The 22,241-nt window shown below is 58.0% G+C and carries 15 protein-coding genes; 11 read left to right on the top strand and 4 right to left on the bottom strand.

Annotated elements, in window-relative coordinates:
- On the bottom strand, window positions 1-1,592 hold a 1,592-nt coding region (locus KQI65_08130; GenBank protein MCB2204702.1), incomplete at its 3' end, for a hypothetical protein.
- A gap of 210 nt (window positions 1,593-1,802) precedes the next feature.
- On the opposite strand from KQI65_08130, the gene KQI65_08135 reads away from it, so the two are divergent.
- A complete protein-coding gene (locus KQI65_08135) occupies window positions 1,803-4,358 on the top strand; it encodes a T9SS type A sorting domain-containing protein (GenBank protein MCB2204703.1) in 2,556 nt (851 codons plus the stop codon).
- Between the two features lie 369 nt (window positions 4,359-4,727).
- Window positions 4,728-5,216, top strand: a complete 489-nt coding sequence (purE, locus tag KQI65_08140; GenBank protein ID MCB2204704.1) for a 5-(carboxyamino)imidazole ribonucleotide mutase — start codon at window positions 4,728-4,730, stop codon at window positions 5,214-5,216.
- 145 nt (window positions 5,217-5,361) lie between these two features.
- On the opposite strand, the gene KQI65_08145 is transcribed toward purE, so the two are convergent.
- Entirely contained in the window at window positions 5,362-5,553 is a 192-nt protein-coding gene (locus tag KQI65_08145; GenBank protein ID MCB2204705.1) for a 2-hydroxymuconate tautomerase family protein, read from the bottom strand.
- A 139-nt stretch (window positions 5,554-5,692) separates the two neighbouring features.
- Here KQI65_08145 and KQI65_08150 point away from each other — a divergent pair, with 139 nt between their 5' ends.
- From KQI65_08150 to KQI65_08180, 7 genes are all read left to right on the top strand, one after another.
- Window positions 5,693-8,932: a T9SS type A sorting domain-containing protein gene (locus tag KQI65_08150; protein MCB2204706.1), complete on the top strand. Its 3,240-nt coding sequence runs from the start codon at window positions 5,693-5,695 to the stop codon at window positions 8,930-8,932.
- Between the two features lie 34 nt (window positions 8,933-8,966).
- Complete coding sequence (locus KQI65_08155; protein ID MCB2204707.1) at window positions 8,967-11,900, top strand: serine hydrolase; 2,934 nt, start codon at window positions 8,967-8,969, stop codon at window positions 11,898-11,900.
- Between the two features lie 94 nt (window positions 11,901-11,994).
- The gene (locus tag KQI65_08160) at window positions 11,995-12,552 is read left to right on the top strand and encodes a DUF4287 domain-containing protein (GenBank protein ID MCB2204708.1); all 558 of its coding nucleotides are present in this window, start codon (window positions 11,995-11,997) and stop codon (window positions 12,550-12,552) included.
- A 76-nt stretch (window positions 12,553-12,628) separates the two neighbouring features.
- The gene (locus tag KQI65_08165; GenBank protein MCB2204709.1) at window positions 12,629-13,444 is read left to right on the top strand and encodes a M48 family metallopeptidase; all 816 of its coding nucleotides are present in this window, start codon (window positions 12,629-12,631) and stop codon (window positions 13,442-13,444) included.
- A 5-nt stretch (window positions 13,445-13,449) separates the two neighbouring features.
- On the top strand, window positions 13,450-13,938 hold the full coding sequence (locus KQI65_08170; GenBank protein MCB2204710.1) for a hypothetical protein: 489 nt from the start codon (window positions 13,450-13,452) through the stop codon (window positions 13,936-13,938).
- Window positions 13,939-14,008: 70 nt separating this feature from the next.
- The gene (locus tag KQI65_08175; GenBank protein ID MCB2204711.1) at window positions 14,009-16,132 is read left to right on the top strand and encodes a S46 family peptidase; all 2,124 of its coding nucleotides are present in this window, start codon (window positions 14,009-14,011) and stop codon (window positions 16,130-16,132) included.
- 46 nt (window positions 16,133-16,178) lie between these two features.
- Entirely contained in the window at window positions 16,179-16,700 is a 522-nt protein-coding gene (locus tag KQI65_08180; protein ID MCB2204712.1) for a hypothetical protein, read from the top strand.
- 69 nt (window positions 16,701-16,769) lie between these two features.
- On the opposite strand, the gene KQI65_08185 is transcribed toward KQI65_08180, so the two are convergent.
- Window positions 16,770-18,893, bottom strand: a complete 2,124-nt coding sequence (locus tag KQI65_08185; GenBank protein ID MCB2204713.1) for a thioredoxin domain-containing protein — start codon at window positions 18,891-18,893, stop codon at window positions 16,770-16,772.
- A gap of 144 nt (window positions 18,894-19,037) precedes the next feature.
- Here KQI65_08185 and KQI65_08190 point away from each other — a divergent pair, with 144 nt between their 5' ends.
- Window positions 19,038-20,297, top strand: coding sequence for a DUF445 domain-containing protein (locus tag KQI65_08190; protein MCB2204714.1), 1,260 nt, complete (start codon window positions 19,038-19,040; stop codon window positions 20,295-20,297).
- Between the two features lie 7 nt (window positions 20,298-20,304).
- Window positions 20,305-21,117 (top strand): RNA methyltransferase, encoded by an 813-nt coding sequence (locus KQI65_08195; GenBank protein MCB2204715.1) that lies wholly within the window; start codon window positions 20,305-20,307, stop codon window positions 21,115-21,117.
- Window positions 21,118-21,151: 34 nt separating this feature from the next.
- Here the strand turns inward: KQI65_08195 and KQI65_08200 are convergent, their stop codons facing one another.
- Window positions 21,152-22,219: an Omp28-related outer membrane protein gene (locus tag KQI65_08200; GenBank protein MCB2204716.1), complete on the bottom strand. Its 1,068-nt coding sequence runs from the start codon at window positions 22,217-22,219 to the stop codon at window positions 21,152-21,154.
- Between the last annotated feature and the right edge of the window lie 22 nt (window positions 22,220-22,241).

A 22,241-nucleotide genomic window follows, 5' to 3' on the forward strand; every position in this document is an offset into this window, starting at 1 on the left:
CCGGAGCCGTCGCCCCCGTTGCCGTTTCCATTCCCGCCGTTATTGTTGTTTCCGTTGCCGGAGCCGTCACCCCCGTTATTATTCCCATTCCCGCCGTTATTGTTGTTTCCGTTGCCGGAGCCGTCGCCCCCGTTGCCGTTCCCATTCCCACCGTCATTGCCGTTGTTGGTCAGTCCGGCATCGGCGAAGGTGTTGTCGTCGCCTGTCTTGATGGTGGTGGCGTCAGGATAGTAGCCCTGTTGCTCGGCGAAAATGCCGATGTCTTTTTCATCGGTGCCTTCCGGGAGCGTGAGTACGTACTTCCCGGTTTCGGGATCGGGTTTGGCGCTGGCGATGATGTCACCGGTTTTGAGATCCTGGGCGATGATGTTTGCATCAGGAAGGGGATTGCCGTCCTGGTCCACAGCATCACCGGTCACGACAGCGACGGATTCCTGCGGACGCACGGCTTTCGGCAGCGTAATCTGGTAGATGTCGTTTTCGCCCAGGCCGTCGGCCTGATTGGAGGTTGAGAAGAACGCGTACTTGCCGTCCGGGGTAACTCGGTAGCCCCAGTCGTCGTCGCTGCCGTTGACGTCCTTCCCGAGATTGATCGGTTCGCTCCACTCAGTCCATGTGCGCGTGTTGGTCCGGACGGATTTGAAGACATCCATTTTTCCGAGTCCGGGGTGTCCGTCAGAGCTGAAATACAATGTCTTTCCATCGGGGTGCAGGAAGGCGGAGCGCTCGGCGTAGGGTGTGTTGATGGTCGGACCGAGGTTGATCGGGGGCTGCCAGTACACGCCCTGGCGCACGGCGACGAAGATGTCGGTGTTGCCTGCGACGCTGCCATGGTAGCGCGTGTTTTTCGGGACGCGTTCGCCGACGACGCCTTCGCGGTCGGATGTAAAGAGTACGGCGAAGCCATCTGCAGTCAGGAAGGCATCGGAGTCGTAATACTTGCTGTTGACCATGCGCGGGAAGTGCTTGATCTCCGACCAGCCGTCTTTTGTCTTTTCGAAATAGTAATTATCCCCGCTGCCGACATGTCCCTTGAACCCGCCGTAAAGGAGAATAGTCGTCCCGTCGAAGGAGAGTCCGTTAATTGTCTCATGATCCGGTGTGTTGATGCGCGGACCGAGATTCACCGCCGGCTGCCATTTGCCATCCTTGTACTCGGAGACATAGATATCGAGTTTGCCCTCGCCGCCTTCACGGTCACTGGCGAAATACAGTCGTGTGCCGTCGACGGTAATCGAAGGTTTGATATCATCACCGGGGGAATTGACTCCGCTGCCGAGATTCTTGATTTCGATATCGAAGGAAGGCTGTTCAAGAATGCCGATAATGGCGTCGAAACGCTTTTCCATGCCCGGGAAGCGGGAGCGATAGCGTTTGAAGACGTCGATGGCTGCGGGCCAGTCCTTACTGTCGATCGCCGGTTTCGCCAGGCGCTGCACGGCGACGAAGGCATCCTCCGACGGAGCCCATTTTTCTATGTATGCTTGATAGTCATCGGAATCCTCCATTTTGAAGATGTCCTTCGAAAGGGAGCAGGCGGAGAGCAGCACTGCCCCCGCGATCAGGAGGATGGTGATTCGGAATTGGCGCATGGAAATGCTCATTCTGATATACGGTATTCGAAAAACAAAAGTACGAGGGCTTTTGCTCCCGATGCAAGGTGAAGTGACGTGCAGTCATCGGTGCATCTCCGTGCCGGGGAGGATGGGGATCACAGCTGTCATTGTCTGGAAACGCACAATTCAGTAGGTTTTGCAGACTGCGACCGTCCGCGTTTCCTACCACCACACGCAGATACCGACATGAAACGATTGCTGCTTTTTCTCCTGTTCCTGACTGTTTCGCCACTTTACGCCCAGCAGAAAGATGACGTCACGTTCATCGACAAGGATCCTGCCGGCTGCTGTTTCGATTTTATGATCGTGAACACGCATGAACCGGAGTCCCCTATTGATAAAATCCGCGTACGCTCCATCACTCCGGGTGTGTCCATTCTCTCCGGATCCACGGGTCCCTGGCAGGTCGGTGATGAGGGACCAGTGGCTGTGGAATTCGAATCAGGCGGGATCGATCTCGAGGTTGGCAACATGCTCGAGGGTTTTACGCTGTGTTTCGAGCGTATTCTCGGCGTAGGACAGCAGTTTCGCGTTGTGTGGGAAACCGAGCTCGCGGGACAGCTTGCCAGCAGTGACACCGTGGAACTCGAATGCGAACCCCTGCAGTCGTTCTGTGACAGTATTCTGGTCGTACCGGTTTCCCAGCCGGGACAGCCTGTCGGCAGCTGCTGCTACGACATTACCATTCAGAATCGCCGGACCCCGCAGCGCGCGATTGACGGACTCACGCTGCTGCCTTTTGATGCAGGAATTGAATTCGTCGGAAGCGCAAGTGGTCCGTGGGACGTCAGCACGCAGTCTGCGGGACGCGTCAGTTTCGTGGCGCAGAACGATTCGCTGAATCCCGGTCAGGATCTCGGTGGTTTTCGCGTCTGCGTCAAGCGCACGGACGGACAACCGGGTCCCGCACGCCTGCTCTGGCGCACGCTCTCGGGACAGTTGATTCGCTGCGAAGGACTGGCGACCACGTTCTGTCAGCCGCATGAGGAAGATGCGCCGGATGATTTCCTGCACACGGACCTCGGGGATTGCCGCCACCTGTTCGGCTTCCGCAACACCCATGTCCCGCGTTCGACAATAGATGGGTACAGGATCAGCGTCCTCACCACGGGTGCCCGCATTGATTCCACCTTCAGTATTACCGGCTGGAAACACGATTCACGCACATCCACGACTGTGCAGTTCAAAAAGAATGACGCGCCACTGGCATCCGGTGATTCCGCCATCGGCTTCCGCGTGCTGTTCACGCCGCCGTCGTCCGGCAGTTTTCAGATTTCACGCTGCACGCTGAGCGGTTCGACGGAAATCACCTGTGACACACTCACGCTTCAATGCACGCCGGTGGTGGAAACGCGCTGTGACTCGCTGTTCATCGATGCGGACGAAGCGGCCTGCAGCTATGAGCTGGGCCTGGTCAACCTGCATCAACCCGCGACCTCGATCAGCGATTTCACCCTGCGTCTTCAGACGCCTGGCGCGAAACTCGTTTCAACCGCCGTTCCTTTTGAATGGTTTATCGTCGACAGCACAGCAACCGAAATTCAGTTCGCCACTTCAACTGCCATCGTACCGGCAGACGGCATGGTCAGCGGTTTCCAGGTTCACGTGACTCAGCCCGCCAATGCGAGTGCCGTGCAGTTCGAATGGTGCACGGGATGGAAAGATTCCGTGCTGTGCTGCGGCGTGGACAGCGTGCGCTGCACTCCTCCGGATGCACGCGGCGACAGCGTGGTGTTTGCATCCGCGCAGGATTACTGCAGCTATGATTTCTCGGTCACCAACCAGCACATCCCGCAATCGCGTATCGACGCGTTTACCGTCACACTTGAAGATCCCGCAACACTGCTGCTCAACGCGGAAGCGCCTGGAGGCTGGACCATTGATACGCTCTCCGAAGCACAGGTGCGTTTCATGGCTACAACAGGGGGAATCGACTTCGGCGAAGAGGCTTCCGGCTTTGTGCTGCATCTGCTGCCCACCTGGGATGAGACGCGCATTCCTTTTACCTGGTGTACGGAGTACGACGGCAGTGCCGTCTCCTGCGATACCGGCAGCGTTTCCTGCGAACCCCAGGTTGTGTCCTGCGATGTCGTCGACCCGGTTTCCAATGCCGAGCGTCCCTGCTGCTTTGAATTCCGCGTCGAGAACGAACATCTTCCACAGAGCAGCATCAATGGTTTCAATCTTGAGATTCTCACCCCGGATGTGACCTTCTTCGCTTCGACCGTGGAAGACGCCGAAGACTGGACGCATACGATCTCGGGCAACCGTATAATCTGGCGCAATCCTTCGGGAAGCGTTCTTCCGGGTGAAATTCTAGAAGGACTCCTCGTATGCTTCGACAACAATGCCATTGACAACGGTGATTTCACGGTACTCTGGCAGACGGTGTCGAACGGACTCGTGCTCTGTGAGGATACGCTGACGGTCAAATGCGACCGCACGCTTTCGGTAGAGCGCAATGACGGCGTGCTTCCGGGCTCGCTCAAGCTTTATCAGAACTATCCGAATCCATTTAATCCCACCACGACCATCAGGATTGACGTCCCGCGTCCCTCCGACCTCACGCTCAGTCTGTATGACGCCACCGGTCGCCTGGTGATGGACCTCGGTTCGGGACATTATCTCGCCGGAAGTTACACGATTCGGCTCGATGCCTCGGAACTGCGCAGCGGAACGTATTATTATCAGCTCCGCAGCGAGAAAAATGTACGCACGCGTCCCATGCTTCTCCTGAAATAAGCAATTATTTTCTTTAGCCTTAGAGGGCTCCCCACATCGGGGAGCCCATTTTTTTTGAAAAAAGTTGAATTAATTTTGTCCACCCCGGGCATTCCGTCGGTAATATATGATGAGGAAAGGGAGGGGACAGGCGGGAGCGGTCAACGCGGGAGAGGGAAGAAGCTGGTGAGGGAGTCACCGAGGGGGAAAAGGGAAAGGAGGGCCCGCGACAGTGTAGGGAGGTGGCGTTTCGGCTTTGCCTGTATACGTGCCTGCTTGTCGCGGGCGCTTTTTTTTGTCGAAAATTGGTTTTCGGAGAACGATTTAGCCGTTTTCCGGCGTTATTCTTTTTTCAAGGAATATCGCACACTCATCTCGGAGGTTACCCTCATGTCTGACCAGCAACCGAAAGTCATCGTTCTCATGGGCAGCAAATCTGACTGGGACATCATGCAGCACGCTGACGAAACGCTTTCAAAATTCAACGTACCGCATCTCTGTCGCGCCCTTTCGGCGCATCGCACACCCGGCGCAGTGATGGAGCTGGTTTCCGCAGCGGAGGGAAATGGAACGGAAGTGATCATCGCCGCAGCCGGTGGTGCAGCACATCTTGCGGGCGTCGTCGCCGCGCACACGCTGCTGCCGGTTCTTGGCGTTCCCATGAAAAGCGCTCTCGACGGCATCGATTCCCTGCTTTCCACCGTCCAGATGCCTGCAGGCATTCCCGTCGGCACACTGGCCATCGGGAAGGCTGGCGCCATCAATGCCGCACTGCTTGCCGTTGCCATCCTGGCCAGGAAGGATGCGGATCTGCGTGAGCAGCTGCAGAAGTTCCGTGATGAACAGACAGAAAAGGTGCTGAACACGACTCTGCCCTGATACGCGGCTTCAACGGGCGAAAATATGCAGAAAGCGGGTACGCGTTTCCATGCGCATACCCGCTTTCTGCATATTCTGCAAGCAGCCGCTGTCTTTTGCCGCGGCGCAGGCACCTGGCTCGATGCTGTCACGAAGGATTTCCTGATCAGCGGCCCAGTTCTTTGGCCGTCTTCCCGCCGATACCATACTCTTCCTTTCCCATTTCCTGAAGAATCACCCGAACCGATTCTTTCGGGACCTTCAGGGTTTCGACCACGGTGTCGGTGAGATTGCGAATGAGCAGGCGTTTCAGCTCGTCGTCTCTTCCCTCAAGGATGTGTGCCATGATAATGGGCATGCCGATTTCCTCCGTGTCATAGCAGATCTTTTTGTTTTCGGACAGCTTTCCCGTCCGTTACCTGTTGAATATAGGTAATTTGTGTTGTACAATTGAAGTACAGCTTGAATCCCTGTCTCCACCATCTTCTGCAGTCACCATGAGATCATTCCTGCTGTCTTTTCTTACCGGCATGTTGCTGTGCGCGATGTCATTGTCCGCACAGCCTGTACTGAGTGTTTCCATTGATATCCCTGATATCAGCGTCGATCCGAATACCCAGGCCTACACGCCGCTGCCTCTGGAAGTAACGGCGACGATTTACAATACAGGGCAAAGTGCGTCACAGCAGCTGAGTGCGCGTGTTGTGCTCACGCCGGGACTCTCCCTCGATACGTCCGAGCAGGATGCGAGTATCAAGGCGCCGGTCCCGGATATTGTCGCTGCCGGGGATTCCGCGAAAGTGGCCTGGAAGATTGTCTATCCTCCCGCATTCTCACCCGAGAACTACAGGGTGTTCGTGTGGCTGAAATCGTCACCGAACGACAGCGCGGTGACTTCCGAATTGTTCACGGTGCCTGCAATTGCTCCTCCTGATCTCCGTCTCACAGCATCGGGCATTCCCGCGCTCAGCGTCCGCGTCGATTCGCTGGGATACGACGGAAACCCTTTCGATGTGTATTACCGCTTTTCCAATGCCGGCGGTACCGCAGCAGACAGTGTCTCGGTCGAATTGCTGCTGCCGCCGGGATACGAGCTGGATCCGCCGTCACAGGATAATCCCATGCGCCTGGCGCAGCCACTTGAACCCGAAGCGCAGGGGGGACAGAAGCTTTATGAACACTGGAGTGTGCGATACACGGCAGCAACCCGCAGTGTGCGCAATGATACGTTTGTGATTCGTGCGCGGGGGAAAGATCTCGCCGGTGGCTGGCTGCAGTCGCTCGACAGCAGCGGTATTCAGGTACCGGGCATGAACCCGACCGTCACCATCAGCTGGCATGGACCGGGCAGTCTGCAATACGACACGGCGTCCATTTATCATCCTCTGCCATACCCGCTCATTCTGCGCCTGACCAATCCGAGTGAGCAGTGGACGCTGCTCGGAAGCGCACTTCTCGATATTGCGGGGGAAGGCTGGTCGTGCACCGACCCATTCTCGCGCCTTCTTCCAGCGCTTGCCCCGAACAGCTATCTCGAGTTTACATGGGACGTCGATGTGGAGCGCCGTTCTGCTCCGCGTGAGCTTGATGTGCATGTTGATGTGACGGACGATGAAGGGTATACGCATCGTGGACAGCGTTCGGTGCAGATTCCCGGGAAACCGTATGCTCTTTCCGTGGAGGAACTGCAGCTGCCCGATTCGCTGCCGCGGTCACCTGACGGAACGCAGCTGCTGTCCGATGAAATACCAGTGCGCTTTCGCGTGCGAAATGATGCCTGGTACAACACGCGCTTCGTGTACAGCAAACTGCAGACGCAGGGCACGGGCATCGTTTCCGCGCCATGGAAGGAGCAGCAGCATGCGGATTTCCTTCTGCCGGGAGGCAGCAGTCCTGCTGCGAGGGATACCTTCATCGTTGAACCCGCACTGAAAGACAGGGTAGTGGGCGTGCACCTGCTCGCCGTCAGCGATCGCGGAGATACCGCGCGAGCGAGCGGCAGTGTGCGCATTCCCGGTCTGCAGCCTGTGCTCGAACTGCGGCGCCGTGGTCCCGATGCATTGCAGTATCAGCCTGGCGGTACATACACCCCGAATCCCTTTTCACAGGAGTACATTCTTTACAACAGGGGCTATGTGAAGGTGCGTGTCGATTCCCTCATCCTGCGCTATCCGATGGACGGTGTGAGTACGCCGCAGCCGCTGCGCAGGGATATCGGCTTCGACCTTGTTCCCGGCGACAGTCTGCTCACGCGCTGGGATTTCTCGGCGTATGTTCGCGACACGCTGCGGCGCATCCCGATGCACGTGACCGCGTATGCGAGCAGCGAGTATGCCGAGGCCCTGCAGCATATTGTGGAAATACCGGCACTGTTCCCTGTGCTGGAAACGGAAGTGCGCGGTCCCGATACACTCGCGTATGACCCCGACAGCTTGTACACCCCCAATCCATTCACGCGCACGCTGCACGTGCACAACGGCGGTACCGCCGATCTGCAGCTCGACAGCGTGCGGCTCGAATGGGATGATGCGCTTCTGCATGCCGTCTCACCTACGCTGTGGAATGCGGGGGCCGTCCTGCCACCGGACAGCAGCCTGGCAATCCCCTTCACTCTGCGGGCGGATGCGCATGAGGTGGAAAAGACGGCGACGCTGGAATTCACCATCCACCACGGTGGATCGAAGAGTGACGTCTCCACTGCCACGGTCTTCTTTGCCGCCCTGCGGCCAGGACTCGATGTCACTGTCCTTGGCAACGCGCAGCTGCTGAAAGACGCTTCCAGCATTTATCGTCCCGATCCGTTCCTGAAAACAGTACGCGTGGCCAACAACGGCACCGCGGATCTGCAGCTCGATTCCATCGCCGTCTCCATCACCGATCCGCTGCTCAGTGTGATCGAAGGCAGGGTGCAGGCGACGCCTGTTGTCATCGCGCCCGGCGCATCAGAGGAAGTGGAATGGCACTTTCACGCGGCTCCCCATGCCTCCAGCGGGAAGGTGGTCATCCGTTTCACCGTATTTCACAGCGGCGGAGATGCACTGCCTGTGCAGGACGACATCTTCATTCCCGGAGAGCTGTTCTCCTTCGATCTTCAGGATGTGCATATACCGGATCGCCTGGTTTCGCGGGCGGATGGACAGGGATACGAAGACAATCCGGTTGTCATCGATTTCAAGGTTGAGAATGCCGCATGGTTCTCATCGCTCTTCTCCAACGTCCTGGTGCGTGTGGAAGGAGAAGGTGCCGACATGCTGACCGCGCAGCCACGAAATCCTGCGCTCGCGCTTAATCCCCAGGCTTTTTCTCCCGTTATGCGTGATTCCTTCTTCGTGTTTCCGGCGACGTATGATCGCGTACTGCGCGTGTCCATCCTTGTGGAGAACAACAGGGGCCTGGTGGATAGCATCGCGCAGGAAATCTTTGTCCCACGCGTGACGTCCACCTCCGCGGATTCTCCGCCGGTGGCAGGCGCGCTTGCGCTGAAGGCGCTGTATCCGAATCCGCTCTCTCTGAACGGTGCGCGCGTGCTGCACGCGACACTGACCAGCAGGGAATATTTCCAGTGGGAAATCTATGATCTGCTGGGACGACGGTTTCTTGCCTCGCCGGCGCTTCCACCCGCTCCGCGGGAAACAACATTGCGCGTGCCACTACAGAATCTGCCGGCAGGGACATACGTGTTCCGACTCACGACGCCGAGCCGTCAGGTTTCGTCCTGTTTCGTAATTCTTGACTGAGAACGCTGCACAACATGAGACACGACGTCGCCTGATGTTCCGTCGACTCCATATTCTCGCGCTTCTCTTCCTGTTCGCCACAGGATGTTCGCTGCTGTCGAAAGCGCCGCAGAAGGCCACATCTCCGGGTACTGTTCCCGCACCGCCGGATTCAGTCACGGTCGAGCAGCATATCGCGGTACCGCCGGACAGCCTGCTTCAGGACATTCCCGTGCGTGGCTATCCCGTCTCGCGCTCAGCGTGGATCGATCAGACGCTGGCGCGGCTCACTCCCCGTGAACGAATTGCCCAGCTCCTCGTCCCATTTTCCTTTACCAATCTTGAAGAAAAAACGCTGCGTACGCTCAGGCATGCGGTGCGTGATCAGGGGGTAGGCGGTGTGCTTCTTTCACGAGGCACCGCGGAGGACGCACGCGCGCTCGTGGATTCCCTGCAGCAGTGGAGTGCGGTACCACTGCTGATCTCCGCCGATTTCGAAAATGGTCCGGGAATGCGGCTCAAAGGTGCGCTGGAGTTTCCTTCGATGATGGGACTCGGTGCCACGCGCAGTCCTGATCTCGCATACCGCGCAGGCAAGGCTGTTGCCGAAGAGGCGCTGGATCTCGGTTTCCAGATGAATTATGCGCCCGTCGCCGATATCAACAGCAATCCCGCGAATCCTGTGATCAACATCCGCTCTTTTGGTGGTGACCGCGAGCTGGTGGCCGATATGGCGGAGGCCTATATGCGTGGCATGCAGGACGGCGGACTTATCGCTACCGCCAAACATTTCCCGGGTCATGGAGACACGGATACCGATTCGCATACCGGATTGCCGCTCACCGGAGCTGCGCGCGAGCGGCTCGACAGCCTTGAGCTGTTCCCGTTCCGTCGCCTCGTGCATGCCGGCGTGCTCGGTGTGATGACGGCGCATATCGCTGTGCCCGCGGTGACCGGCGACAGCACACTGCCTGCGACGCTGTCGCGTATCGTGCTCGACTCACTGCTGCGAACGACAATGCAGTTTCGCGGGCTCGTCGTGACCGACGCGATGAACATGAAAGCGCTGACGCGAACCGGTATCCCGAATCTTCCCGCCGCGGCACTGCGCGCAGGCGCGGATGTGCTTCTCATTCCCGGCGACATTGACGAGAGCATTGACTCGATTGGTGCCGCAATGGCTCGAGGTGAACTCGACAGCATGCTCGTCATGCGTTCGGTGCGCCGCGTGCTGGGCTTCAAGCAATGGGCGCAGAAGCACCGCATGCCTGTCGATTCCACTCGTACACGTCTCGAACGCCGCGCGCGCAACAGGCGTCTTGCGGAACGCATCGCTGAACGCGCTGCCACGCTGCTACGCAACGATGACGGACTCCTGCCCCAGTCACTTGCGGGCAAACATATCGGCGTCATCAGCGTCGTGCGGCGCAGTGAACCAGCGGCAGCGGCTGTGCTGCGAAGGGAACTCGAGGCACGCGGCGCCATGGTGAGCAGTGTCCTTCTGCCCAATCGCAAGGCAAAGGAAGCCGCCACCTGGATGCGCGATTCCCTTTCACAGATGGATCTGCTGCTGGTCTCTTCCTACATTACCGTCGCCGAAGGCAGCGGGAGTATCGGGTACTCCGATGAGCAGCAGGAACTGCTGCAGAAGGAAGCATTGCGCCAAAAACCTGCGGTGCTTCTCGCCTTTGGTTCTCCGTATATCGTCGCCATGTCCGACGTCTTTCCGGCACAGTTGCTCCTGTATGGTGATGACGCGCCTTCGGTCCGCGCTGCCGTGAAAGCGCTGAGCGGAGAGATCGAAGCGACCGGACAACTGCCCGTGCATATCCCGGCGCGCTTTGCGCTTGGCAGCGGACTCCATATGGACGTCGTTCCCGCGCGTGCAAGCACGGATGCTGCATTTGCGGGCGTGGATGCACTTGTGCGCGATAAAATTGCGGAACATGCGTTTCCGGGTGCGCAGCTTGCGGTGATCTGTGGCAGCCGGGTGCTGTATTCCCGTAATTACGGCGCACTGACGTATGACAGCGCTTCCCCACCCGTCACATCGGAGACGCTGTACGATCTCGCCTCCCTTACGAAAGTTGTGGCGACGAGCGCGGCCGTCATGCGGCTGGTTGATGAAGGACGTCTCGCACTCGACAGCTGTGTAGCGTATTATCTTCCCGAATTCGGCGCACATGGGAAGGAACATATCACCATTCGCAATCTGCTTCTGCACAACAGCGGACTCGAGGCGTACAGGTTGTTCTATCAGCATACGTCGTCAGGGGAAGTGGTGCTGGACAGCATCATGCAGGCTGCGCCCGTGTATGCAACGGGCAGCCGCACGGTGTACAGTGATCTCGGTATGATCACCCTCGGCAAAGTCATCGAACGTATCACCGGTTCTTCACTTGATCGCTATGTGCGGGAGCAGTTCTGGCAGCCCCTCGGGATGCAGCACACCATGTTTCTTCCCCCTGATTCCCTTCGTGCGCAATGCGCCCCGACCGAGGTGGATGATTACTGGCGGAAGCGTCTCGTACAGGGGGAAGTGCATGACGAGAACGCGGCATTGCTCGGGGGCGTGGCGGGACATGCGGGCGTGTTCTCCAATGCCGGGGATCTCTCCCGCTACGTACGTATGCTCATGAACGGTGGATCGTTCGATGGCGTGCGCTATTTTGACGAAGCCACTGTGCGGCAGTTTACGACCAGACAGTCGACCGCGAGCACGCGAGCACTGGGGTGGGATACCCGATCCGTGTCGGGTTCATCTTCCGGCCACTATTTTTCCATGAAGTCGTACGGGCACACGGGTTTTACCGGAACCTCGATCTGGGTCGATCCGGTTGCCAACATGGCAGTCATTTTCCTCACCAACCGCGTCTATCCCACACGCAGTAACAAGAAGCTCCCCCGCTTTCGCTCTGTGCTGCATGATGCCGTACGCGAAGCCATGCAGGAAATGGATGCGGATTGTACCACCGGCAGCACGCCGTAAGCTGAACGAGCGCCTGCGCACGCGGACGGCCACAGGTTGGCATTTTCCCGCACCGCATTGTACTTTGTCCTGTCCCTCACAAGACCTGTTGCAGATGAAAAACAAGCGTGGAATATCGCCCACGATCAGCGACGACGCTGTTCTGAAAAGCACGGGAAAGTCCTGGAAGCAGTGGTTCGCCATACTCGACGCCGCCGGTGCGCAGCTGTGTTCGCATAAGGAAATCGTTGCTTTGCTGCGCGAAGAGGGCGGACTGAACGGATGGTGGCAGCAAATGGTCACCGTCAGTTATGAGCAGGCACGGGGCATGCGGGAAAAGCATGAGAAAACGGACGGATTTCAGATCGGGGTCAGCAAAACCATTGCAGTACCCGTCGCGAAGGTCTATGGTGCCTGGGCGGATGGCAGGACACGGAAACGTTGGCTGCCTGAGACCATTACCATTCGTAAAAAAACGGAAAACAGCAGCCTTCGCATTACGTGGACAGACGGCAGTTCTTCGCTCGATGTCATGTGTTATGCGAAGGGTGAGCAGAAAAGTCAGGTGACGGTCAATCATGGCCGTTTGCCGGATGCGGAGGCAGCGGAGATGGCGAAAGCAGAATGGCGCGCGCGCCTGACCAGGCTCAAAGACATGCTCGAAAAGAAATAGATGCCAGCATGGAAACCTGAATGCCTGCATCGCGGTTGAATGAGTATATACATTTTCACCTGAAGGGAGCCTTCCCATGATTCGCACACGTTTGCTGATACCCGTCAGCCTTCTCCTTGTCTCGGTATTCTTCCTGTCCGCCTGCGGTACCGTTCCGGTAACCGGACGCCGGCAGCTCAACCTGATCCCCTCCTCTACCATGCTGTCCATGAGCGCGTCGCAATACGGCGAATTCATGCAGTCGCACCGCCAGAGCGGTGACATGAGCAAAGTGCAGATGGTACGGCGGGTCGGGACTGGAATCAAGAACGCCGTAGAACGCTATTTCGCGCAGAAAGGAATGTCGGATGAACTTTCCGGGTACAAGTGGGAATTCAACCTCGTCGAGAGTCCGGAAGTCAATGCCTGGTGTATGCCCGGCGGAAAAGTCGTCGTCTACACAGGCATTCTTCCCATCACGAGGGACGAAACTGGACTGGCAGTGGTGATGGGACATGAAATTGCCCACGCCATCGCCGAGCATGGAAATGAACGCATGAGCCAGGGTTTGCTGACACAGCTTGGCGGCATGGCCCTGTCTGAAGCGCTCTCGGAGAAACCGGAGCAGACGCGCGCACTCTGGATGACGGCGTTCGGCGTCGGCGCCCAGGTCGGGGTTCTGCTGCCGTTCAGTCGTCTGCAGGAGAGCGAAGCAGATGAGCTGGGACTGATTTTCATGGCCATGGCGGGATATAACCCGAATGAGGCCGTCGGATTCTGGCAGCGCATGGCGGCGATGAAAAACGGTTCTGCTCCGCCGGAATTTCTCAGCACGCATCCTTCCGACGAGACGCGTATCAGGGATATCCAGAAGGCGCTGCCGGAAGCCATGAAGTATTACCGTAAGCACTGATTTCGATGCTCGCGTTCCGCATTGTGATACTGCAGCGGGTTGCTCTTGGCATCCCGCTGCTTCTGTTTCTCTTCAGTCATGCCCGGGCGCAATGCGAGATCGATGCATTGCAGTGGATGGCAGGGAGCTGGGAGCTGGAGGGGAAGGCTGAGACGGAGGAACACTGGACATCGGCTGCGGGGGGCATGATGCTCGGAATGCACAGGGATGTGAAGGGATCCCGCAGTTTTTTCGAGTATCTGCGTATTGAACAGCGCGCTGACAGCGTTTTCTATATCGCCGCGCCAATGGGGGGCAAGACGACGGAATTTCTGCTGGTCGAGTGCAGTCCTACTTTCGTCCGCTTTGAAAATCACGCACATGATTATCCCGTGCGCATTGAATACGAACGGCACGGCAGGGGCGGACTCACAGCCCGGATATCCGGGGTGAATGGGAGGGACGCTAGAAGCTGGCGTTTCGTGCGTCGCAAGAAAGGCCTGCTTCAGGACTGACATTTCGCCCGGGCATTGCGTATTTTCTTTGTTCCACACCTTGTCGTTTCACAATCGACGGATACCATCCATGTCGCTGCGCCGCTGCATCCTTCCCCTGATTTTCATTCTTGCATTCACTTCCCAACTCCTTGCCCAGGAACAATCCGAGTTCGTTCTGGAAAACGGAACGATGTGGACGTTTGATCGTCCACCTGTCGAATATTTCACCCAGACCTATGGCTTTACGCCCGAGGCATCCTGGTTTGAGGATGTCCGCATGTCCGCCCTGCGATTTGCGAACCATTGTTCCGCATCCTTCGTCAGTAACAGCGGACTCGTGATGACAAACTATCACTGCGGCATCGATGCGGTAATTTCCGTCTCGAAACCGGGAGAGGATTTGCGCAAAGACGGTTTCTATGCTGCGCGTCAGGAGGATGAACGCCGGGTTGACGGACTGTATGTCGACCAGCTCGTGGAAATCATCGATGTCACGGAGGAAGTCGCCGGCGCGATGGCCGCCGGGGAAAGCGCGGAACAGGCTTTTCAGCTGCGCGACAGTAAAATCGGCGAAATCGAGGAACGGCTCAAAGGCGATGACATGTATTGCCAGGTGGTCACGTTTTACAGCGGAGCGCGTTACTCCGCGTATCGCTATCGCCGCTACGACGATGTGCGCCTGGTGTTTTCAAGCGAACTTTCCTTCGCCTTCTTCGGCGGGATCTACGATTTCTGGTCCTACCCCCGCTATAGCTTCGACTGTGACCTGTTTCGTGTCTACGAGAACGGCAAGCCGCTCAAACCCAAACATTATTTTCGCTGGAGCAGGGAAGGTGCGGCACCGGGTGACCCCATTTTCGTCGTCGGGAATCCGGGACGTACAGGCCGCCTCGTCACCGCGGATATGCTGACATTCGAGCGCGATATTCGCGTGCCCTACCTCGTGCAGCTGCTGACCGATCGCAAGGAGATCCTCGAGCAGTGGATCAAAGCGCATCCGGAAGATGCCGCCGGATATTTCGATGAATTTTTCGGTGTGGTCAATGGACAGGAGGCGTATTACGGCCGTCTGTTGGGACTGCAGGATGATGAGCTGATTCAGCGGCGCCGGGATTTCGATACGCGTTTCCGGGCGGCTGTCATGAAGGATGCCGCCATGGCGGATGAGTTCGGCGACCTCTGGACAGAGATTGCTGACAACACCGCGAAGCGTCGCACTGTCGGACGCGACCTGCTTGCGATGCGCACGAACGGACTTGGCGTAAGCGCGCACGTCGCACGTGCAGCACAGCTTGTGATGTATCTCGAACAGATGAAGCTGCCCGAGGAGGAGCGCCAGGAAATGTACCGCGGCAACTCCGCGACACTTATTCGCCGTAAACTGGCACAGCCCCTGGAAACCGTTGCGCAGATAGAGCGCATGACGTTGCAGCGTCAGCTCGCGCTCATGCAGCATACGCTCGACGAAACCGATCCCCTGATGAGCGAAGTACTCGGTGGATTGACGCCGGAGCAGGCGGCAGACCGTCTCCTTGAAGCGAGCGTGCTTGACGACAGCGCAGCGGTTGCAGCGCTGCTTGAGGATGAACAGGCCTTCAGTTCCGACCCGTTTCTCCCGCTTGCCGCAGAGATGCTTCGCCGTGCAAAGACTGCGGCCGCGACGAGTGCGCCGCTGGCAACGCGTCTCGAGGAACTGCGCGGCGACATGGGACGCGCCCTTTACGCAGTGTACGGCGACCATGTGCCGCCCGATGCCACGTTCACCCTTCGCATCTCCGACGGTGTGGTCAGGGGTTATGTATACAACGGTACCATCGCTCCCCCGATCACAACCTTCCACGGGATGTTCGACCGCAACATTTCTTTCGCGCAGTCGGATCTGGCATGGGATGCCATGATGAATGGCAACGCTTTCGATCTTCCGCCAAAGTGGAAAAACGTACCCGGGGATTTCGACGCGGACACGCCGATGAACTTTGTGTCCACCTGTGATATCATCGGAGGGAATTCCGGGAGTCCTGTCATCAACGTCAATCGAGAGATCGTCGGACTCGCATTCGACGGAAATATTGAATCCCTGCCCGGTGAATTCATCTTTGCGCCGGATAAAGGGAATCGCACCATCTCAGTGCATTCAGCTGGAATCCTGGAAAGCCTCCGGCATGTGTATAAGGCCGATCGCATCGTGAGTGAGATCGAGTCCAGCCGCTGATGCTTTCATGGCAGATCAATCTATCGAAGAGGTGTCTATGAAATACATGAAACCCGGCATTACGTTACTGCTCGCATTTATCTGCGTGGCCTCTCTGCAGGCGCAGGAACTGGACAAGGAACTGCGCGTGTTCGAACCCATGGTTGGAAAAACCTGGAAGGGGAAACTCAGTGAAGATGGAGCGGAAAAGGAAGCATGGGATGTCTCACGCTGGGAGCGCGCGCTCAACGGAAAAGCCATCCGCATTCTCCACTCGGTCAACGACGGAGAATACGGGGGCGAAACCATGCTGTACTGGAATCGTGAGAAAGAGGAACTGCAGTTTTATTACTTCACCACTGCCGGTTTCATGACGCATGGCACGATCGTGGCCAATGAAGATGGTTATACCGCGCATGAAAAGGTCACGGGTAATCAGAATGGCATCACGGAGGTGCGCAGCCGAAGTGTGCTGCAGGAGGATGGATCCATGCTCGGGACGAGCGAGTATCTCAAGAACGGAGAATGGGTACCGGGTCACTCCATCCACTATCATGAAGATGCGTCAGCCGAAGTGAAGTTTCGCTGACCGGTTCTGCGTTCCGCACACGCCTGCCGGACAGTTCACGCGGATCATTGGCGGAGTGCATGCATAGGATCACTTCCTCAGGCGTGGACCGAGTGCGGTGGCGCGCTGCACCGGAAGATCGCAGGCAAAATTTCTGCACACCCAGGCCGTCGGCACATTGTCGACGGCCTTCATGTCTGCGACAAACGGAACCAGTGCGCTGAGAGCATCGCCTTCCTCATCCGTACGCAGAAGGATGACGCTGTTCGGTAGGAAATGTTCACGGACCACAGAGAGCAGCTCTGCTGCCGCCTCTCGCGTAGGGGCAGCGAGGACGATCTCCTTTCCCGCGGCGCGGGCGAAATCCCAGGCCATGAGCATGACGGTACTGCCGGTGGGTGTGCGGGAGATCTGTGCGCCGAATGCGTGCACGATGCCCTCGGCCCGCGCTTCAAAATCACTGCGTCCCGTCATGCGCGCGAGGCGCAGCAGGCTCAACGCCGCGACACTGTTGCCAGAGGGCAGCGCGCCATCCTGCGCATCCATACTTCGTACCAGCAGCCTCTCGGCATTGTCCGCAGTAAAGAACAGGGCCGCACTCTCTTCATCACTGAACCTGCGCAGCATTTGCTCCGCAAGTTCCACGGCGGTGCGCAGCCAGCGTACTTCAAACGTCGCCTCATACAGGTCGATCATTCCTGCACAGAGAAACGCATAGTCCTCCAGGAAGCCGTCGATGCCCGCGCTGTCTCCACGCAGCCTGCGCAGCAGGGTTCCGTCATCCCGCAGCATGTGTGACACGAGTGCGTCCGCTGCCCTGCGCGCCATCTCCGTCATGCGCGCATCATCGAAGGCACTGCCAGCCTGTGCGAGCGCGGAGATCATGAGTCCATTCCACGCCGTGAGGATTTTATCATCGAGCGAGGGGTGGACGCGTCGGGATCGATACGCGAAGAGGCGGGATTTCGCGGCGTCGACCCGAGCCAAACCTTCCTCAAAAGAAATGTCATGCCGCTGCGCCCATTCGTATGGATCGACAGCGATATGCAGGATGTTCTGTCCCTGTTCGAAATTCCCTGCAGCTTCCACCCCGAAATATTCCGCAAGCATTTCCGCATCCGCCCCGGCGATGCCGTCGAATTCCGCCTTCGTGAACACGTAGAATTTTCCTTCGACCCCTTCGCTGTCGGCGTTTTCGGCAGAGTAGAACATGCCGCGTGTGTCTGTCATATCGCGTTCGATATAGGTGACGAGTTCTTCGGCAATCTGCCGGTAGGCGTCCTTTCGCGTCACCCGCCATGCATCGGTATAGGCGGAGAGCAGAAGCGCATTATCGTACAGCATCTTTTCAAAATGCGGAACCAGCCATTTGCTGTCGGTGGAATATCTGCAGAAGCCGCCACCGAGATGATCCCAGAGTCCCCCGCGATACATGCGCAGCAGCGTTTCCTCCACCATGCCCAGAAGCTCCGCATCATTGTCGGCCGACGCACGGCGCAGCAGGAAGCTGAGCGTGTGCCCCATGGGAAATTTGGGCGCAGCACCGAATCCACCCCAGCGGCTGTCGTAATTGGATCGGAATCCGTTGACGGCGCGTTCGAGAATATCGTCCCCGATTTCATCGGCTGTGGGACGCAGAGCGTCACGCAGCTGTGATTGCAGCTGCGCACCGATACCGAGTATTTTCTGTCTGTCGTTTTCCCACGCGTCGCTGAGGGACTGTATGACACGCATGAAGCCGGGCCTTCCGAAACGATCTTCCGGCGGATAGTACGTTCCGGCGAAGAACGGCTGCTTGTCCGGTGTGAGAAACACCGTCAGCGGCCATCCGCCCGCACCTGTCATCGCCTGGCAGACTGTCATGTAGATATCGTCGATATCCGGCCGTTCCTCCCGGTCGACCTTGATGGAAATGAAATGTTCGGCGAGATAGGCGGCAACGCGCGGGTCTTCGAACGACTCATGTTCCATGACATGGCACCAGTGGCAGGTGGAGTAGCCGATGGAAAGGAATACGGGTTTATCCTCACGCTGCGCGCGCTCGAAGGCTTCATCGCCCCAGGGATACCACTGTACGGGATTCCGCGCGTGCTGCAGCAGGTAGGGACTGGAGGTGAAGACCAGGCGGTTGAATTCCTTTCCCCCATCCGGTGGAAGGGTCGAGAGATCGGGGAAATCAAACACTCCGTCGCGAATCTTGCCTGTCTGCGTCATAGCTCTCCTTTGTGTGTTCTCTTTATGCAACATCTGCATATTGTTGAGGATTCCCCGGCGTTGCGCTGCCCGGCGCTGCACTGCCCGGCGCTTGCCAGCGGGAAGGGACTGCAGTATGTTGTCAGAGATTACTGTGGATAGTATATGAAACGCACGACACTGCTCGCACCGGTGTCGCTTCTCACCGCGACACTGCTTTTTTTTATCACGCTGCCATTCGAACAGGCGTTCCTGGGCGGACTGCTGCATGCGTTCGCCGAGGCTGCGATGATCGGGGGACTGGCTGACTGGTTTGCCGTCGTCGCGCTGTTTCGTCATCCCTTCGGTCTTCGCATTCCCCATACGGCCATCATCCCCAAGCATCGCGCCAAGCTGACCGGGGGCATCATCGACATGGTGCAGAACCGCTGGCTCACCAAGGAAACCATACTCGAGCATTTTTCTTCCTGGAGCATCTCCTCGGCACTGCTCAGGGCTCTTGAACGCGAGGAAAACCGGGCCTCGCTGCTGCGCTTTCTACGCGGCGTTCTTGCCGAGCTGCTGCGTGATGTTGAGGACGAGCGCCTGGCACGAAACATCGGCGCCATGCTGCGCACACACGTCCAGACCGACGATCTGCTCCGCTGGATGCGTGCCGCTGCGACGCGCGGCATCGAAGGCGGTTGGCACCGTGCACTGTTCACGCATGCCATCGGACAGGCAGCGAGCTGGCTGGAGACGCCGGATGTGCGCCGCGTCATCATCACGCAGCTGCGCAGGGTGGCGGAGGACTATGCGGACAATCCTCTTCGTCGCCTCGGCAAGTGGATGGCCGAGAGTACGAACACCCTCAACTATGACGATCTTGCCGAAGCCATCGTTGCCACGCTGAACGAGGAGCTGCGCCGCATGCAGGAAGATGAGGCGCATCCGGCGCGCGCTGATTTCGAGCGCTGGCTGACCGGCGCTGTCGCGACGCTGGAAGACAACGGCCTGCTGCGCGAGCATGTGCATGCATGGCGCATGGAAATGTTCGAGGGAGAACAGGCGACGGAACTGCTGCGGGCACCGATTGCACGTGTGCGCGACTGGCTGCTGCGCGATATCGAGGCGGAACACTCCATCATCATGCAGCAGATCGCCGCTGCGATGGACCGTGGACTCCAGCGCTTTGGATCCAATCCCGATGCGCAGGCGCGGGTGGATACATGGTTGCGTGAGCGGGCGGCGGATATCGTCGAGCGCTATCATGGAGAAATCGGCGCTATTGTCGAACGCAACCTCGCCCGTCTCGACGACGAACAGCTGGTGCGGCAGATAGAAGAAAAGGTCGGCGGAGACCTCCAGTTCATCCGTGTCAACGGCGCCGTGGTCGGGGGAATGGTGGGTGCGATCATTTATCTTTTCAAATATTTCGTGATGTAGGAAGCACATGCAGCTGCAGCACATCGATACACTCGACCTCCCGGAACTGGAACCCTACCGCACCCTGCGCGAGCGCACGCAGCACTGGAAAGGCGATCATGTCGTCGCCGAAGGAGAAAAAGCTGTGCGCGCACTGCTGCAATCCGAGCTCGTGCCGATTTCGCTGTTGATGAACCAATCATGGCTGCATGCGCTCGAACCTCTGCTGCAGGATCAGCGCTACGCCGCCACGACAGTGTATCTCGGTGATGACGCGCTGCTCGATGGCATCGTCGGCTTTTCCCTGCATCAGAGACTGCTTGCCGCCGCGCCGCAGCCTCCGAATCCCACACTCGAGGATCTGCGCGGTGGCGCACACGGCAGGAAGGTTCACGTGGCGCTGGAGGGACTGGCGGATGCGGAAAATATGGGGATGATACTGCGGAATTGTGCGGCGTTCGGCGTCGGCAGCATGGTGGTGGGAAGTGACAGCTGCAGTCCCTATTTGCGGCGTAGCGTGCGCGTATCGCTGGGCAATGTGTTCTCGCTGCGCATTCACCGCTGTGAACATCTGCTCGAAACGCTGCAGCGCTGCAGGGAGGAACTCGGCTGGCGCATTGTCGGGACAACACCGCGGGGTGGTGCGCACGTTCTGCGTGAGCAGCGGGAGATGGGTGGAGAAATCTGTCTGCTGTTCGGGAGCGAGGCGGAAGGACTGACCCCTGAAGCGCTGGCGTTGTGCGATGAACAATTCACCATTCCCATGCGCGGCGGGGTTGACAGCATCAATGTCGCCAATGCCGTCGCCGTGTCGCTGTATGAAGCGACACGGCACGGCTGACGAATTTCAGGGAAATGATTCGGGGGAGGGGAAATCAGAGTTCGAGCTTTGCGGCCTGCAGCACTTCCTTGCTGCCCTTGCTCTGGAGAAAGACGACGGCTTCGAGATGATCCGCATTCCATTCGTCATCAATGGTAATGCTGCGCTGGAAGGTCGACAGCTGTCCGTTTCCGATGGTTACGGTTTCACCCTGGGCGTCAGGATACATGCGACGCATAACTTCATAGTGAATATTCTCGGCGTTTCCGTCGTTGTATTCTATCTCGCTCTCCGTCACCGCAGTATGCAGGCGCAGATCGGAATATCCGGACGTACTGATTCCCGTTACTCGAATGGTCAGGGAAATGACATTTCCTTCTTTTGAACTCTCGAGCTCGATCTTCGCGCCGGCAGGTTTCTGCATATCCACGTCGGTGGAAGAAATCCAGTTTGACGCTCTGTTCGAAATCATTTCTCCACCGACCCAGCCGTTCGGTGCACCGTACTGCGCAGGCGGAATGGGATCGAAGAGATAATCCACGCGCGGCTTCGACCACTCCGAGCTGTGATGCCACAGCTCGTCGGTGGAACGCGGCCACCAGACGTGATACTTGATGGTGGCGACACGTTCCCTGTACACTGCTGACTGCATGGCGGTATGCCAGGTTTCATTCTGGGGTGCACAGGGACCGCAATTGGCACTGGTGACGATTTCCATCAGGGACATGCGTGGCACTTCTTCGACCTGTGTATCACCTTTTTTAAGGGTCAGCTTGGTCTGCCCCATATTGCCGGCGGCGTCGTAGGCAACGGCCTTCAATTCATGGCTGCCTTCGGATAGCGGTTCTGCCTCGAAGCTGCTCTGCCAGGGTTCGCCGGTCAGTGTGGCGAACACTGTGCCGTCGAGGGAAATCTCGACTTTCTGTACAGCATCATTGTCCGAGACGGTGACAATGACGTCCACCGTTCCGACGGAAAGGGAATCCGCACTTGTCGGGGTGGTGAAACCGATGGTGGGAGCCTGGATGTCTTGACCCGGTTCGTTTACGGCTTTCACGTCGCAGCCCTGCAGCGCCATGGCGAGCAGGAAGACGGTGAGAACGGGGTAGCGGAAATATTTCATGGGAGGTACCTCTGTAGCAGAT

It is taken from the genome of bacterium (assembly GCA_020444325.1).
GTDB lineage: Bacteria > Bacteroidota > Ignavibacteria > SZUA-365 > SZUA-365 > BM516.